At 52.7% G+C, this 17,216-nt stretch carries 11 protein-coding genes and 2 pseudogenes; 5 read left to right on the top strand and 8 right to left on the bottom strand.

Features of this window, described 5'->3' with window-relative positions:
• Nucleotides 1–104: 104 nt before the first annotated feature.
• The 3 genes from NAL19_RS01395 to pmbA all read right to left on the bottom strand — a co-directional run bounded on the left by NAL19_RS01395 (nt 105) and on the right by pmbA (nt 5,060).
• Entirely contained in the window at nt 105–2,750 is a 2,646-nt protein-coding gene (locus NAL19_RS01395; RefSeq protein ID WP_263058546.1) for a cytochrome P450, read from the bottom strand.
• On the bottom strand, nt 2,684–3,283 hold the full coding sequence (locus NAL19_RS01390; RefSeq protein ID WP_263058545.1) for a cytochrome P450: 600 nt from the start codon (nt 3,281–3,283) through the stop codon (nt 2,684–2,686). The genes NAL19_RS01395 and NAL19_RS01390 overlap by 67 nt, the downstream gene beginning before the upstream one ends.
• A gap of 436 nt (nt 3,284–3,719) precedes the next feature.
• The gene (pmbA, locus tag NAL19_RS01385; protein WP_263058544.1) at nt 3,720–5,060 is read right to left on the bottom strand and encodes a metalloprotease PmbA; all 1,341 of its coding nucleotides are present in this window, start codon (nt 5,058–5,060) and stop codon (nt 3,720–3,722) included.
• A gap of 296 nt (nt 5,061–5,356) precedes the next feature.
• Here pmbA and yjgA point away from each other — a divergent pair, with 296 nt between their 5' ends.
• Nucleotides 5,357–5,908: a ribosome biogenesis factor YjgA gene (yjgA, locus tag NAL19_RS01380; RefSeq protein ID WP_225086567.1), complete on the top strand. Its 552-nt coding sequence runs from the start codon at nt 5,357–5,359 to the stop codon at nt 5,906–5,908.
• Nucleotides 5,909–5,978: 70 nt separating this feature from the next.
• Nucleotides 5,979–6,122 (top strand): hypothetical protein, encoded by a 144-nt coding sequence (locus tag NAL19_RS01375; RefSeq protein ID WP_263058543.1) that lies wholly within the window; start codon nt 5,979–5,981, stop codon nt 6,120–6,122.
• Between the two features lie 65 nt (nt 6,123–6,187).
• On the opposite strand, the gene aaeB is transcribed toward NAL19_RS01375, so the two are convergent.
• From aaeB to aaeX, 3 genes and pseudogenes are all read right to left on the bottom strand, one after another.
• Nucleotides 6,188–8,176 carry a p-hydroxybenzoic acid efflux pump subunit AaeB gene (gene aaeB / locus NAL19_RS01370; protein ID WP_263059645.1) on the bottom strand — a complete coding sequence of 663 codons (1,989 nt, stop codon included), beginning with the start codon at nt 8,174–8,176 and terminating at the stop codon, nt 6,188–6,190.
• 11 nt (nt 8,177–8,187) lie between these two features.
• Nucleotides 8,188–9,152, bottom strand: a pseudogene (gene aaeA, locus NAL19_RS01365) (p-hydroxybenzoic acid efflux pump subunit AaeA).
• A gap of 7 nt (nt 9,153–9,159) precedes the next feature.
• On the bottom strand, nt 9,160–9,363 hold the full coding sequence (gene aaeX, locus NAL19_RS01360; protein WP_005975424.1) for a p-hydroxybenzoic acid efflux pump operon protein AaeX: 204 nt from the start codon (nt 9,361–9,363) through the stop codon (nt 9,160–9,162).
• A gap of 425 nt (nt 9,364–9,788) precedes the next feature.
• On the opposite strand from aaeX, the pseudogene aaeR reads away from it, so the two are divergent.
• The 3 genes and pseudogenes from aaeR (at nt 9,789) to NAL19_RS01345 (ending at nt 11,775) form a co-directional block, all read left to right on the top strand.
• Nucleotides 9,789–10,723 (top strand): annotated as a pseudogene (gene aaeR / locus NAL19_RS01355) (HTH-type transcriptional activator AaeR).
• 110 nt (nt 10,724–10,833) lie between these two features.
• Nucleotides 10,834–11,172: a hypothetical protein gene (locus NAL19_RS01350; protein WP_263058542.1), complete on the top strand. Its 339-nt coding sequence runs from the start codon at nt 10,834–10,836 to the stop codon at nt 11,170–11,172.
• 9 nt (nt 11,173–11,181) lie between these two features.
• Nucleotides 11,182–11,775 (top strand): hypothetical protein, encoded by a 594-nt coding sequence (locus NAL19_RS01345; RefSeq protein WP_225086564.1) that lies wholly within the window; start codon nt 11,182–11,184, stop codon nt 11,773–11,775.
• Between the two features lie 85 nt (nt 11,776–11,860).
• Here NAL19_RS01345 and tldD read toward each other — a convergent pair whose 3' ends face one another.
• Together tldD and yhdP are read right to left on the bottom strand one after the other, a co-directional pair.
• Entirely contained in the window at nt 11,861–13,306 is a 1,446-nt protein-coding gene (gene tldD, locus NAL19_RS01340) for a metalloprotease TldD (protein WP_225086563.1), read from the bottom strand.
• Between the two features lie 56 nt (nt 13,307–13,362).
• Nucleotides 13,363–17,193 carry an AsmA2 domain-containing protein YhdP gene (yhdP, locus tag NAL19_RS01335; protein WP_263058541.1) on the bottom strand — a complete coding sequence of 1,277 codons (3,831 nt, stop codon included), beginning with the start codon at nt 17,191–17,193 and terminating at the stop codon, nt 13,363–13,365.
• Between the last annotated feature and the right edge of the window lie 23 nt (nt 17,194–17,216).

The following is a 17,216-nucleotide window of genomic DNA, read 5'->3' as shown; positions in this document are numbered from 1 at the left end:
GGGATTGCAGGGCAATAAAAATAGCAGAGACGCTTTTTTAATGCCACCGGCAATCCCATATCCCATAGCCAACAGAGAGTTAACGCGATGTTGGCTTTACTCTATTATATGAATATATCAGCCGCATATCGTCCCTGCTCTTGTTCAAGCTTATCAGCCCAGAGAATAGCATCAGCCTCAGTACTCCCCGTTTCTTCGCAATAGATTCCCAGCAATGCAGCCCTCACTTCCGGAGCCATATGCAAACCATCACCGCAAACGAAAATAGATGCCCCCTGGCAAAAGAGCGCTTTAAGCCGCTCCCTCTCAGCCCAGACCCGATGCTGGACATACTTGATATCACCGTCAGGTTTTCTGGAAAATGCAGTGAGCACCGTCACGATATTGTTTTTCTCCCAGTCGGCAAGCTCATCATGGTAAAGATAATCGACATCGGGATGATTAACTCCCAGGAATAGCAACGTCGGACCGACTTGGATCCCTGCCGCTTTTTGCTGTGCACGTTCCTGTAAAAAACCACGGAATGGCGCTACACCAGAACCCGCAGCGATCAAAATCAGCGGCGTGGCAGGGTCGTCTGGTAAATGGAAACCGGAAGGTCGCACCGCAACGGAAATACTGTCATTAGGAGATAATGTGGCAAGGTACGAGGATGCGACGCCACGATGGCGGCCTAAACCAGACAATGCGGGTGCATCAACTACCGCGATCGTTAGCGTCACATGATCGGGCTTCCACAAAGGTGATGATGAAATCGAGTATTGCCGTGTTTTCATCGGTGGCAACATTTTAAGATAGGTTGCAAAGTCAATTGGGCAAGACTGAAAACGGTACAGTAAATCCAGAACGCTAAACCGTTGCGCCAAAACTTCACTATCATAGTGTTCTGTCGCTAGCCTTTCGAGTTCAGCTTTTTCTGGCGGACAACGAGTTGCTGCGGCCATAACAGCAACATGTGCTCGTGTTGCTGGCTGAGACAGTTCAACATAGTTTCCCAGCAATTCAGCACAACTGATGGCTTGCCCAACGGGTAGCCCAGTTCCGCCGGGCGCACGGTTGATAACCAGCATCATATCTGAAGCCAGACCGAAACGTCGCAATACGCGGTTTACTTGCTCATCTGGATTTTGTGGCAATACCGCAAGGTAATCACCCGCTCTGTACGTCATCCCTTCCGGCAACCTGATTTCAATATGCCGTTTTGAACGCGCATACGGAGACGTCATATCGACAAGTTCGCGGTTTTCAGTCATCATGCCACGAACCATATCGCCCTGTTGCAGCACACTTTCACGCCCGACTTTGACAAATTCCAATTCAAGCGTATTCGCCTCGTCAGCAGATAATGCCTGTTTACCAAATGCCGTGGTCAATGTAGGCCAGAGGTTGCCATACCAGTCGTCGAAGCTACCGAAGAAGTCACCACCGGAATCGGCCTCGCCCCGCGCTTTGATACGTTGCGCTCCAGCCTTCTCAAGCGCAGCATCCACCCGTTTCGGGATCGCCTGATAAGTGCGCGCCCACTGTAAGTTGCCACAACCAAAAACGCAGAACTGCAACCCCGCAAGCGCTCCAGTCCCCAGATTCTCAACCCAGGGTACAAAACGGCGCGCATTATTTGGTGGTTGCCCTTCATAGGACGCCGTCACCACAACCAGTGCGCCAGTTTGCGGCAAATTCTCAGCATACTCGTCCAGTGACGCAAGTGTCGGTGCGAAACCGTATATCTTTGCATCTTCGGCGATACGAACAGCGAACATCTCTGAAGAACCGGTATTGCCGGCGTGAAGAACCAACAAAGGAGTCGCATCACTACCCACTAGTGTTGAACTCTCGGGAATGGGAGACGATGTGGTCGGGGCTCGGGGCACATTAACCGACACGCTGCGCGTCAGCGTAGTCGATGGTCGCCGAATCCGAGCTCGGATTTTCAGGTTCGCGGGTTTGACGGTTATCGTTTCTACCAGTTTGAGTTCATAGTTGGCATCAGCGAGTTCGAAGTCAAAGCGCTGTAGCAGCATTGCCAGAACCAGTTGCGCTTCCTGCATAGCAAAGGTTCTACCAATACAGGCTCGAGCACCTGTACCAAACGGTTTCCACGAGTTCGGTAAAATCGTACCCGCATTTTCCAGCGAAAAACGTTCCGGCCTAAATACTTCCGCATCTTCGCCCCATGCCGATTTGTCGCGGTGGAGCATAGGTTCAAACACGACAATAATATCCTGTGGTGTAAGCGGATATTTACCAGCAAGTAACGTATCCTTTATGGGTTTGAGAGCGAAAGCCCCTGCGGTCGGCCAAAGTCGCAAGCTTTCCATCAGCACTTGTTCCAAATAGCGCAATTGCGTGAGGTGCTCAATTCGGGGCGTCTCATCGCCCATAACCTCATCAACGATGGAGCGCGCTTTTCTCAATACATCTGGGTTGGTCAGTAACAAATACACCGTAAAAGACAACATACCGCTTGTGGTTTCATGCCCAGCAATCAGAAATGTCACCATCTGATAAGCGATGTTTTCATCGGAAAGTTTTTCCCCCGTCACCGGATCAATCCCGTTAAGCATACGGTGCAACAGGTCATCTTTTTCATTTCCCTTCGGATCTGCCTTCCGTTCAGAAACGACTTGTCGAGCAACCGAATGCATCAAATCAATATCAGTTCGATATTGATGATCTCTGGATATCAACAAAGTATTGAGAAATGCAGGACGTCTTGAGCGTGCGGCAGTTTCAAGTAGTGAAGCCACCATCGCATCAACAAACGGGTGCTGACCATCACGGTAAAACTATTGAAACGGTAATCAAACCCGCATAGCGCAATAGTATCTAATGTCAGCCGAGTCATCTGATCGGCAACATCAATCGCCATATCAGGTCCGAAACGTTCCCAGCGCAGCAACATTTGTTCCGCGATGTCCAGCATCTTATCGAACATGCCACGAACGCCAATCGGGCCTAACGCAGGCATTAGAATACGGTGTGCTTTACCCCAGTTTGGTTCATGAGTATATGCGGTAAATAAGCCATCCCCGCCAATATTGCGCGACTCAATCAACTCACCATGAAGGCATTTCTCGAAACGACTCTCATCGCTCAGTTCATCTACAAGTTCTTGGGAAGAGGCAACGTAGAAAGTATCTTTAAGTATTTTCAGTTTAAAAAAAGGACCGTGTTTATTAACCAGCTTAGTTAAACTACCCTGACTATCATTAGGGTCAATATCGGTTAAATTACCAATAAACGGCTTAACGGGCGGCTGAGGGACAACGATTCTCTCGGACATAAAATTCCTCCATGAAAAAATAACACGTCAGCATCATGCTTAATGCGGTTCCGACAACCAATGCGATCGCACAATTTGCGCTTCGGCGATAGCACCCAACGGCCGTTTTTCCTGATGTCATTACATGAAATAAGTCAGTTAAAATCTAAGACGACGTTGCTATTTGCACCGTAATAAATAAGAACAAATATCAAACGACTCAAAGTAAAAGTAGCAAGGGCATATAAAAAAGAGAATACTTTTACCAGTACGCAGCATTTATCGTCAAAAGCGGCATATCGGTATGCGCATTCTCAGTGAAACCACTGCGTTATCAGGCAAGAAAGAGAGCAATAGGAAGGTTAGCACGGTACCCCCAGAGGAGTACCGCATAGAAGAGAACGACGAGTCGTTTACAACGGCAATGAGCGTGAATACTCTCTCTAATCAACGGTAATCACGCGCCCGCAATCTTCATGTCAGGCAGCAACACGGAACCACACTGGATATTGCTCCGGGTTTCGATATCGTTCCCCACCGTCACAATATTCCGCAGCATGTCTTTCAGGTTACCCGCGATCGTAATCTCACTGACTGGATACTGAATTTCACCGTTTTCAACCCAGAAGCCAGATGCCCCACGGGAATAATCTCCCGTCACACCACTCACGCCCTGCCCCATCAGTTCGGTCACCAACAGGCCTTTGCCCATCTGTTTCAGCATGCCGTTGAAGTCCAGGCCCTGTCCGGCAATCCGCCAGTTATGAATCCCCCCCGCGTGACCGGTGCTCTTCATCCCCAGCTTGCGTGCGGAGTAGCTCGTCAGCAACCAGGTTTGCAGCACGCCCGCTTTCACAATTTCACGTGCCTGCGTCCGTACACCTTCGCTGTCGAACGGCGTAGAAGCCAGCCCTTTAAGCAAGTGCGGCTGTTCCTCTATCGTCAGCCACTCTGGCAGAATCTGCTGACCGAGCTTATCCAGCAGGAAGGTCGATTTACGATAAACGCTACCGCCGCTGATCGCGCCAACCAGATGGCCAAACAGGCCGGTCGCCACTTCCGCAGAAAACATTACCGGTGCCTGAATGGTTGGTAGCTTGCGCGGTGACAGGCGGGATAACGTGCGGCGCGCGCACTCTTCACCCACCCACTCTGGGCTGCGCAAATCATCCAACGCACGGCCGACGGTATAGGCATAATCCCGTTCCATATCGCCATTCACTTCGGCAATCACGCAACTGGACATGGAATGACGGCTGGAGCAGTAGCTTTTCAGCAGGCCGTGACTATTGCCGAACACCTTGACGCCATAGTGACTATTAAAACTGCCGCCTTCGGTATTGGTGATACGTTTATCAGCCTGTAACGCCGCCTGCTCTGCGCGAGCCGCTAATTCAATGCCGCGATCCGCATCCAGCTCGGTCGGATGGAACAGATCGAGATCCGGTGCATCGAATGCCAGAAGATCCCGATCCGCCGGGCCAGCAAACGGATCGACAGAGGTATAGCGCGCAATATCCAGCGCAGCTTGTACGGTGCGCGCTATCGCATCCGGGCTGAGATCGGTAGACGATGCGCTGCCTTTACGCTGTTGATGATAAACTGTGATGCCCAGCGCACCATCGCTATTGAATTCAACATTTTCAACGTCACCATAACGGGTACTGACGCTAATGCCTGTCGTTTTTGTCACCGCGACTTCTGCCGCATCAGAACCGGCACGCGCCAGTTCCAGCGCCTGAGCCACCGCGAGCTCCAGCGCTTTACGCTGCTCTGCAACCTGAGTAGTTATCGTCATTGTTCTGCCATAATGAGTGGAAGAAAGCTCACCATCATCATCCCCGCAACGCGTACAAAAGGGGCGTATACTCTACCTACTTCGCGCAACCAACCCATCGGCAACGTGAGGTATGACGAGCATAAAATGGTGTAGCATAATGCTTTCTAGTCTAACAGGATCTACGGACAATTTCGCACAAAGCCCAAACCTGTTAGTATCAGCCTCTTTTTTTCTGGTGGGCACGCTGTTCACCATCCCGGAGCCGCTACGCGTAGCGTTACGAATTGCTCCTGGACACTTTTTAGGAGCCAACCATGAAGCAAAAGTACGAAGACTGGCTGAATGACGTCCCAGATAACCAAGAAGACGACGAAGATGATGAGATTATCTGGGTCAGTAAAAGCGAAATAAAGCGCGATGCCGAAGCGCTGAAAGATCTCGGCGCGGAACTGGTTGATCTGGGCAAAAATGCCCTGGAGAAGATCCCATTGGACGACGATCTGCGTGCAGCGGTAGAACTGGCACAGCGGATCAAGAAAGAAGGCCGTCGCCGTCAGCTACAGCTGATTGGTAAGATGTTGCGCGCCCGCGATCCTGAACCAATCCAAACGGCTCTGGATAAACTGAACAACCGTCATAATCAGCAGGTGGCACTGTTCCACAAACTGGAACAGCTGCGCGATCGTCTGATTGCCGAGGGTGACGATGTGGTTCCCGATATTCTGGCGCTGTATCCCCATGCAGACCGTCAGCAGTTGCGTTCTCTGGTGCGGAATGCGCAGAAAGAGAAAGCGGCGAACAAACCGCCGAAATCCGCCCGCCAGATCTTCCAGTATCTGCGTGAACTGGCTGAAACCACAGACTAATGTCAAAAGCGGGATGAGGAGTATATCTCACTCATCCCGTGCTTTATTACCCAATAATGGTAAAGTCAAAATGGTAGTTATGGACATCACGGAATATGAAAAACAGCAAGAAACGCTTGCCTTGCTGAAGCTGTTAGCTTTGGGGAGAAAAGCGTTTACAGAAGGCAAATATTCCGATGCAGAATCTTTTTTGGATGAAATGGACGACCGATAGCGATAAGAAAAATCAATAAACACCACTCATCACGTAGAGATCTTCCCGAATACCTCCCCTCAAAATCAGCGGCTCAGCGCATGCTGATAATCACGTAAGACCCCGGTCAATCGTCCTACTGGCGCAGTCACGCTCGGGGGAAGCTGCTGTTCCGTCAGCATCTGCTGATAGCGTTCAAGCTCGTCTAACAGCTGCGTGAAATAGCGGCTACGCGTACTATCACGTCGAGCCAATATCACCTGCTCTGCCGTTGCGCGAATCTGACGATGAAAGGCCGACAGTGCCGCGTTTTGCGGAATATCCAGCGTTCTCAGACGCTGGTGCATGATGATCAGCCACAGTGCGAGGCGATACTTGGCAATATCGTCAGGAAAGCGATTCAACAGCAGGAACAACTGTTGGTACAACGCAGGCAGATGGTTTTCCTTGCGCCGCGCCGTGTTGGTCGTCAGCGCCGAAACCGCACCATACACAAAGCGGTTCAACAACGTTCTTCCCGTATGCGCCTTGGTGTTATCCCGGATCAGCAGGATCACCATCAGCGCCAGAAAACAGCCGATGATCTGGCCGATCGCGCTGTCCAGAAACTGGCTGATATGGAACGTCATCGGGTTATCCAGCACCAATATATTGATCGTACTGGCTAATGCACCCAGCGAACCGAGACGACGTTTTTGTACTTCAATCCCAAGAAAGAAGGCCATCGCCCCAAGACTCAGGCACAGTAGCAGCATACTTTGCTGCGTTGAGGGCATAATAAACATGAACATTATTGCCCCCAGCGGCAGCGCGTAGATCGTCCCGAACAGAAAATCCTTCGCCATCATCTGCGGATTCGGCAAACGCATGGCAAGCGATGTCACCACCGCAATCATCACCATACATACGCTGCCAGAGGTCCAGCCGGTGCTCAACCAGAACAAACAGCCCAGCGCAGTCGCCACGCCAGTACGTAAACCGTTGATCATGGCATGATGAGTTTCGGCTGATGGCGCTTTAATTTCCACCTCGCTGTTCAGCACGTCGGCTTCAATCGTCGTGATACGCCCGTTGGTCTGCACCCCTTTTGCCAACAGTAGATAGCGCGTCGCCGCCCCCACCCAGCTAACCAGCGTAGGCGGCACATCGCGGCTGTCTGCGGCAATCAGGTGGCGTAATGCTTTCACACGGCAATGCACATCGCGGAATGACTCAACGGGCTGAGCCAACACTAGTTTCAGGCTGCTTTTTACGGGAGTCGGAGCATCTTGCAACATCAGGTAGGTTTCACACGCCTGGGTAATCATCGTGAGGGATTGCGTATGCAGCGACGTTAAGCGGCGATTACTGTTCTGCCAGCGCGAGGATTCCAGCATCAGACTGCTATGCATGCCGTTTAGTGCGGTCGTTTTACGCACCAGCGCGTGCCATGCCGCATCGATGGCTTCTTTCTCCACGCCGTTCATGCTGAGTTGCAGTAAGCGATATTGATCCACCAACAGCTCACCAATGCTCCGGTCAACGTCCTGTTTGATCGAACGTGGCGAAAACAGTAAATCCGCCAGAATGGCACAGACGATGCCCAGTACAATCTCGCTACAGCGCTCCACGGCAAACTGCGGCGTCAGCAGCGGCGTGCCCTGCGTCGACACAATAATAATCAGCGCGGTGTAACCCGCCAGCCCGAACACATAGGCGTTTTCGACTTTAACCAGTGAGGAAACCCAAGTGCAAAGGCCCGCCCAAATACAGCACAGCATTAACATCACCACCGGTGCGCGAACAGTGGCAATAATGATGATAAGTGCACCGATACAGCCGATAAAGGTGCCAATAATACGCAGAATACCACGATGACGAATGGCACCGGAAAACGGCTCGCCGCCTGCGGCAAAAGCGGGGCCGGCAGCAACAATCGCCGCCGTCAGCACCGACCAGCGCGGGGTTTCCAACTGGAGATGAAACCCCAGAAACAGGGACAGTACAATCGCAAAACTTAGTTTGAAGGCAAAGCGCAAACGCGCAAACTTCGGTGTCGTAAAGAACACAGGGCCTGTCAACGACGGCGTTTTCATCATCGCCTCACTTAACCAAACTCACGCAGGCGATAAAGGAGACGGATAAGCAGCGACGGCTTTTTGTCATTGTTGACCTGCTCACCAGTGATCACCACGGTAGCCGTCGTACCAGCCGGATAGAGGTCGCCCATTTGGCGATCGAGGCGAATTTTTACCGGCACACGCTGCGCCAGACGCACCCACTCCAGATTAGAATCCACATTCGCCAGGCCTTTATTGTTCGCGCTGCTGCTGCTGTTATTCACGCCCGCCGCCACGCTATCCACCGTGCCGTAAAATATTTTTTCACTGCCCAGCGGGGTGATTTCCGCGCGGTAGCCGCGACGAACCCCCTCAAGCTTGGTTTCTTCCATGTACGCCAGCAGGTAGAACGAATCCTTCCTCACCAGCGCCACCGCCGTATTACCGCGTTCGATGAACTCACCGCTCTGCACATGCAGGTTGGTCACCCAGCCATCGGCAGGGGCGCGTACCACCGTGCGTTCCAGCTCCAACTGCGCCAGTGACAACACCGCCTGCGCTTTAGCAAGCTGGTGCGTGGCGGTTTCCAGCGCATTACTGGACTGATCGATATTTTCCTGCGACATCGCACTGATGCCCAGACGCGCACGACGCCCTGATTCACGACGTTTTTCCGTCACCAGTGCCTGATAATAGGCGACATCGGCTTCCGCCTGCGCCACGGCCTGATGGTAGCGCGGCTGGTCGATGACAAACAGCACATCCCCTTTGTTCACCAGTTGATTGTCCGTGACGCGAACATCGCTCAACAACCCACTGACGTCCGGCGCAATGGCGACAACATCCGCCGTAAATTTGGCATCGCGCGTCCAGGCGCTTCGGTATAAAACGCCCAGACGCGGAAAATGGCGACAATCGCGCACAGCACGATCACCAGCGTAATCGCTACGCGGCTCAGTTTTTTGATCAGCACGGCCTGCTGTCTAAACAAGGTTAAAAAGAACGCTTTCACAGACGCCTCACAGACCGTAACGGAAGAGTAAATAGAACAGACAGCAGAACAGCGCGCTGTTAAACAGCGCCGGATGCCAGACGAAGTCATAGATACCCGTCGGTTGCAGCAAGCGGTTCACGACAAAAAACAGAGTCAATGACACCAGCAGGACAAAAAATACGGGGGGGAATGACAACCCGAACAGCACCATAACCGGGAGTGAACTCATCCTCTTTTCCTTTTTTCTGTTAGGTAGCGGTAGCGCGCAGGTTCGCTACCGGATGGTAAATGATGTTGTCTGATACTGACGTTCAGCATAGACAAAAGCGCGTCATCCCGCAGGCTGGCTGCCAGCGAATGAGATAGCGTTAAACTGATGAATAGCGATGCCTGCAGGAGCTGACTAGCGATGGGAAATCAGCGCACGATCTATATTGGGTAAATAAACACAACCATTGGTTAGCTCTGAGTGGTGAATAATCATGGACGACCACAGGGGCGATGTCTGTTCGCTTTCGCCTTCAGGCAACGCTGCCGCTTGAACGATGGCGGACAATGATCCACTCAGCATCACCGGATAGGCTATATTATGGATGCTTATTATCACCTTATCTACATAGTGTGATCTAAATCACTTTTAAGCCAGAGTGAATAATGGAAAGACTAAAGAGTATGTCGGTGTTTGCCCGCGTGGTGGAATTTGGTTCTTTTACCGCGGCCGCCCGCCAGTTGCAGATGAGCGTATCCGCCGTCAGCCAGACCGTCACCAAGCTTGAAGATGAACTACAGATTAAGCTACTGAACCGCAGTACGCGCAGCATTGGACTGACGGAAGCGGGGAAAATTTACTATCACGGCTGTCGCCGCATGCTGCATGAGGCTCATGAGGTCCATGAGCAACTTTACGCCTTCAACAATACGCCCATCGGCACACTGCGCATCGGCAGTTCTTCCACGATGGCGCAGAATGTGTTGTCCACCATGACTGCCGCGATGCTGAAGGAATACCCGGCTTGTCCGTTAATCTGGTCACGGGAATCCCCGCACCCGACCTGATTGCCGACGGGCTGGATATCGTTATCCGCGTCGGCGCATTGCAGGATTCCAGCCTGTTCTCGAAACGCTTAGGCTCGATGCCGATGGTGGTCTGTGCCGCCAAAAGCTATCTGGCACAGCACGGTACGCCGGATAAACCGGCAGATATGGTGAATTTTTCCTGGCTGGAATACAGCGTGCGTCCCGACAGCGAATTTGAGCTGATCGCCCCGGAAGGCATTTCAACCCGCGTCACGCCACAAGGGCGCTTTGTCACTAACGATCCGCAAACGCTGGTGCGCTGGCTCAAGGCTGGCGCGGGTATCGCGTACGTGCCGCTCATGTGGATCGTGGATGAAATCAATCGCGGCGAAATTGAGATCTTATTTAACCGCTACCACTCCGATCCGCGCCCGGTCTATGCGCTCTACACCCGCAAAGACAACCTGCCGCTAAAAGTACAGGTCTGCATTAACTACATGACGGAATACTTCAAAAACGTCGCCCTGACGTATCAGGGCTATCGGCAGAATCATAGCGAGGAAAAAAAGTAGGATTTGCAAAGAGGAAAATGCGAGACACCTTCCTCTTTCATACAAAACACATCCCCATCCCACCATCCGTACGTTATATCTCTTTCCTTCGTTCAGGAAAGTAAAATCACATGGATAAGGTACGAATAAATTCGTACAATATAGGTGAAGGGATGGGGTTCAAGGATGCCAAAAAGCAGCTTATCGTCTGTTTGCAGTCGGGTACTGTGTTGCATGAAGCCAGAGGAAATATCAGTACGAAGAATTTGCTGGCAACCGGGCAAACATCAATAACAGAACTCATTGATATTATTTATCAATCTTCGGGGACATCCTACTCTTCTTCACCCCATCATTTTGCAGCGCATATTGATGTTCATATCATCCGTTGCCGCCATCGGGGAATATCGTGGTATATCAGATGGTATTTTGCCGAGCCAAATTGTGTCTTTATTAGCGTCCACCATTGAGGCGATGACATGAAAATTTTCAAAGTCGGCGATACACAGTCCGCTCTCTGTAACACATGCCAGTCACCTGAAACTGCGACGTTTCAGCTTAGAGACGTCCCATTCAGCGATAACAGCGGCGTGGTGAGACAGGTTTTGGTTGGCGTTTGCAACCGCTGCGGGAATGTTGCCATCATTCCCCATCAATCTACGCCCATGATTAAGAAAGCGCTGGATGTACAGCGTAAGGCGCTAGAAAGCAGAGTCCCTGCGCACATGATAGATATCTTAAATCTGGCAAGCTGCGAATTAGGTGGGGAACCCGATTTTATTCCCACGCTGATGAAATACTATCTTCACACGCTGGCAGCCGATCGCGCAGCGGCACAAGATATCCCGCGTTTTCTGCAAAGTGATTTGGCAAAAGGCAAATCCGAGAAACGTCTTTCTCTTAAAGGAAGGCATGTCGCGACAGACATTGACGTACTAAAAACAACAACAAACATCTCCAGTACAACAGACCTATTAAAAGGCATTGTTCTCAAGATTAAGGAAGATGTCTTGGTACAGCGAGATGAAATACACATCAGGCAGCTCAAATCGATTATTGCAGCGGTTTCCTGACTTTTTACTCCATTACCTCTCAGCCCAATAAAAAAACCGCGCTAATAACGCGCGGTCTTAAAGGGAACTCAGGACTCAGAGCAAATTACGCGGTGCCGCCAACGGTCAGGCTTTCCAGCTTCAGCGTAGGCTGGCCAACGCCAACGGGCAGGCTTTGCCCTTCTTTACCGCACACCCCAACGCCTTTATCCAGCGCCAGATCGTTACCGACCATCGAGATCTGCTGCATTGCTTCAATACCGGAGCCAATCAACGTTGCACCTTTGACTGGCGTGGTGATACGACCTTTTTCGATCAGGTACGCTTCCGACGTCGAGAAGACGAACTTGCCAGAGGTGATATCAACCTGACCGCCGCCAAAGTTTGGCGCATACAGGCCGTATTCAACGCTGGAGATAATCTCTTCCGGCGTGGATTTCCCGGCCAGCATGTAGGTGTTCGTCATACGCGGCATCGGCAGGTGAGCATAAGACTCACGGCGACCGTTGCCTGTGGGTGCAACGCCCATCAGACGAGCGTTCAGCTTGTCCTGCATGTAGCCTTTCAGAATGCCGTTTTCGATCAGGACATTGTATTGCCCTGGCACGCCCTCATCGTCCATTGAGAGGGAGCCACGGCGTCCACTCAAGGTGCCATCATCGACCACCGTGCACAACTCTGATGCGACGAGTTTCCCCATCTGTCCGCTGAACACTGACGTACCGCGACGGTTAAAGTCGCCTTCCAAACCGTGGCCTACCGCTTCATGCAGGAGTACCCCCGGCCAGCCTGCGCCCAGCACTACAGGCATCGGCCCTGCGGGTGCGGCCACCGCCGACAGGTTTACCAGCGCCATACGCACGGCTTCTTTTGCCCAGGCGTCGACACGCGCTTCGCCGTCAGTCACTTCCCAAAAATAATCGTAACCACCACGCAGGCCGCCGCCGCTAGAACCACGCTCGCGTTTACCTTCAGATTCAACCAGCACGCTGATCGACAGGCGAACCAGCGGACGTACATCCGCCGCCAACGTGCCATCCGTCGCCGCCACCAGCACCAGTTCATACACGCCGGTCAGGCTGGCTGACACTTCCTGCACCCGCGCATCCGCAGCACGCGCGACCGTATCGGCACGCTGCAACAGCGCAATTTTGTCCTCACGCGTCAGGCTATCCAACGGATTCAACGTTGGATAAAGCGCATTATGCGATACCGCTCCCAACGTGTGCGCAGTCCCCGTGCCCTGTTCACGCACAATGCTGCGTGCAGCCTGCGCACTCTGGTGCAATGCATTCAGCGTGATCTGATCGGCATAAGCAAACCCGGTCTTTTCTCCGTCAATCGCACGGATACCCACGCCCTGATCGATATTGTAAGAACCGTCTTTAATGATACGGTCTTCCAGTACCCAGGATTCATGGTAGCTGGACTGGAAATAGAGATCGGCATAGTCCAGACGACGCTCATTAAGCGACCCCAGCACAGCAGCGAGATCGTCAAGATTCAATTTGTTAGCGGTGAGTAACTGCTCACTGACAAACGCAAGGCTCATAGTTTTTCACTCTTTATCAGATAATCGGTTGAGTACACTGCGCTGCCCTAACGGCATTATTCGCCTTTCTTTTTGTTCGGCTCACGCAGCACTTCCTGAATCTTTGGCTGATCGACGCTACCGGAAATCTGGTAACGAATCAGCGAAATCTTGTTCCATAGCGGTGCCAGCACTTTACTGGCAGCAAACACGGCAGCTCCCACAACCGGGTTGACGGCAAAGGCCGTCGCCACGCCCACCGTCGCGGAAATTTCCGGAGCAATCACCGCTTCCATGTTGACCTGGCGTTGAGCGAGGTCGAGATCGCCTTTCATTGCGATGTCCGCTTCAAGCCCGTCGATCAGCATATCATCAGTATGCAGCACGCCGTCTTTAATCCATGCGGTGCTGCGAATCGAATCGAAGTAAAATCCACGACCAAACGTATCACTAAAATCAAACCGCAGCTTACGCATCAACGCATCGAAGCTCAATAAACGCAGCAGTTGACCCGCCTGACCCGCACCGACTTCGGCAATTTCACCCTTACCAATACGCGTGTGCAATATTCCACTCAGGCTGGCAATATCCGGCGCCCAAGGTGTTCCACGCCAGTATAAATCGTAATCCACATCGAAAGAGCCAGCCTTGAGCGGTGAATCCACGCCGAACCAGTTCGCGTTCTGTTCCAAACTGTCTCCCGTCAGGCGGCCTTTTAGCGCGGTCCGCACACCTTCCGCATTTTCCTGCCAGGAACCGTTTACCGTCAGGCGGGCTTTACCCGTATCAATGATGCCGTCCGTCAGCGTTAGTTTTTCCTTTTCTGGCAGCAGCGTTCCCTGAATACTTCCCATATTCTGCCCGATAACCCAGCACTGGCGGCAGTTAACCGCCAGCGACGGCCAGTCTTCAAAACTAATGCTCGGGTCGTTCAGCGGCGATTTTTTCTCTGCTAACGCCACCGGGTTGGTCGCTTCATTCCCTTTCCACTGAGGATTGTAGTAGAGATAATTGATATCGCTGCGCCACATGCCACGATTCGGTATCTCAACCATTCCGTCAATTTCACGCCCTTTTGCCTGCACTTCACTGCCACCAAGCGTATTTTTGCGTGTGATTTCCAGATCGTGCCACTGCTGCCCTAGCAGTTGTAATTCAGACGTCCGCAACGTCACCGCTTCTGGAAAACGAAGGGAACTGTGTGCCTTTCTTCCTTCCGCTGATGTCGAGGCACGCAGCGATGGCAGGAGCCCCAGCCAACTTTCTGCATCCAGCGGCGGAAGATCGAGCACCAGCGAGGAGTCTTCTGGTAGTGCAGGAGCTGCCGTTGCCCCGTTCTGCCAGCTTGCCCGCGCCAGCGTCACGATGTCGCCTTTCAGCAACCATTGGCTATTGAAGTGGTTATCTTTGCCCAGCTGTCCCTGCATCGTGAAGCCATTCAGGTCACCGCTGGCTTTCACCTCCAGCGGCAGGCTCTCGCCAGCAGGTTTACTTAGCGGATTAGGTAAGTGACTACTTACTTTGCTTAAATCGGCCTGTACATCAACATCGTAGGTTGTTTTACCAGAATGTGGCAGGTTGACGACCACCGTACTCTTCCAGCCTGCCGAACCGGACACGTCTTTGCTTGCCGATGCGGGTAAACCGGGCAAGCGCGCAGGCTGCCAGTCGCCCTGTAAGCCAACATTCACCAGAAAAGCCTTCGCCTGCTCTTCCGTCGTGAAATTGACCGTCATCGGCTGATTCATCCAATTCGCCTGGAGCGTGTCACTACGTAAATTGCCGTTTTCATAGCGAAATTTACCCGTGAGATTCTTAATCGTGGTATCCAGCGGCTTGATATAGAGGCTGTTATTGTTCAGCGCGATGTCGCCACTGGCGCGAACATCGTCACCAGCAAGCGGAATATCCAGATGCAGCGTGCCTTTCACCGGCCCGCCAATTTTCAGTTCATCCAGCGCCGTACCCAACGACGATTTCAGCGGCGTCTGATTAAAATAGCTCCCCACTTCAGGCCCCGGACCTTCCAGCTCGCCATCAATGAGCAACATCTCTTTTTCATAATCGGGAATGACCGCGCTAATATTCTTGCCTTCCACCTTGCCTAGCCAGGTTTGCGGCGCAAACATCCACAGGCCGTTGTTGGCAAAATCCAGATTGATATCCAGCGGCGTCAGCGCAGGCCAGCCCGGCTCAAACTCGAAGGTGGCCTCTTTCACCGGCACCCAGACTTCAAACTGGCCTTCGTTGTGCGTATAGGGGAAATGCTGCGGATTACCGGCAAAAATCAGCGTCGCATTGTCAACACGGCCGCCCTTCAGCGCACCGCTCAGATAGTCCACCAGCTCGGTGCCCATAAACTGTTCAGGATAATAGCGCCAGGCGTCCGCCGCGTCGGTCAGTCGAATGCCAGCCAGAATATCCAGCTTCGGTTCCTGTTTAGCAGGCTGTTCGTAACGGAAATCGCCATTAGCCCATAGCGATTTCGCCTGTACGTCCAACCCGTGGCTCCAGAGCGCCAGACCCTGTGCGTCATTACGCCAGTCAATCGTACCGCTGGCCTGCTTGATTTCCAGCGGCGCGCGGAACATATCGACATAGGGCAGCGTGCTCTGATCTAACGCGACGCTAACCTGACCACGTTCGGCGCTACCGCGGGCAGAACCGGAGAAATGATTAACGCCCGGCAGCAATTTCCACTGCTGCCAGCTCACGTCCTGCCAGTTGGCCTGAAAGCGGCTTCTCTCCGGCTGTTGCAGAGGGATATCGACCGCAACGGTATTCAATGTGCCCGTCGGTTGCAGTTCTGCCCAACGTTCTTTCAAGGCTGGCGTAGTCCCGGATAACAGCGGAAGCAGCGTGCTTACCCGTTCCAGCGCCAGATTACTGGCTCGAACGCGCAGTTCTTCCTGTCGATCGGGCCCTAACATGTGTTCATTTTTTGGCAGCCAGAGGGCAGAGAGCCGACCTTTTGGCCAGGCGACGCCATCCGTTGCCAGATTCAATTCAGGCACATCCACCTGCCAGCCATTTTCCTGACGGCTGACATGCAGTGTCATGTCATCGACATTCAGGCGATGTGCATCGCGGCCTTCACCCCAGTTGGCCGTCCCCTGATTAAGGAACACGTCACCGCTGTGGATATCGCCTTCACGAACATTCAGCCAGGCCGCCAGACTAAAGTCGGCACTTTCCAACCCGGTCGTATTTTTCATCCAGCGGCTGAGCCAAGGCTTCATATCAATATTGTCAGCTTGCAGATAGAACGTACCGTTACTGAGCAGCCCCTGCTCATCGTGCAAGTCCATGCGCATCTGTACCACGCCGTGCTGACCATTAAAGCTCGACAGGCTGATCAAACCTTCCGCACGATGGCGTTTGTCGGAATTCAGCCAGGTCAGTTGCGGAATACTCAGCTCCGCGCGGGAACCGGAAGGCGTCAGGAAGGTAATGTGGCTATCACGCAAATCAAAGTGGTCAAACTGACGCAGGAAAAGATCGCTGACCTTTCCTGACTCCATCAATTTGCTATCCTGCTGCTGCCCGGTGAATTGGCTATTGAGATCAAGCTTTAGCTGGTGAAATGTGAGATCGCGGAACTGCCAGCGCCCATGCAGCAACGACTGCCACACATCCAATGCCAGCGTAATACGGTCAACCTGCCAGTTCGATTCCGGCAGGGAGGTACGAAATTTTTCAATTTCCAGCGTGGGGCCAAAGGACTCCCAGCGCCCCGTCATCGAACCGATTTCTAACGGAACACCGGCCGCAGACTGCGCCCAGGCCACCAGCTGTGGCCGGAAGTGATCGAGCTGCGGCAGTACCAGTCTTAAGCCGCTGACTAACAGCGCAACCATCACGACAAGAGTGGCACCCGTGATGGCGAGTATTCCGGGCAGTCGCCTCACTAATCTCTCCTTCTTTCGTCGCC

The sequence above is a fragment of the Pectobacterium sp. F1-1 genome, from assembly GCF_025643735.1.
Lineage (GTDB): Bacteria > Pseudomonadota > Gammaproteobacteria > Enterobacterales > Enterobacteriaceae > Pectobacterium > Pectobacterium colocasium.
This window is presented reverse-complemented; position numbering and strand designations above follow the sequence as displayed.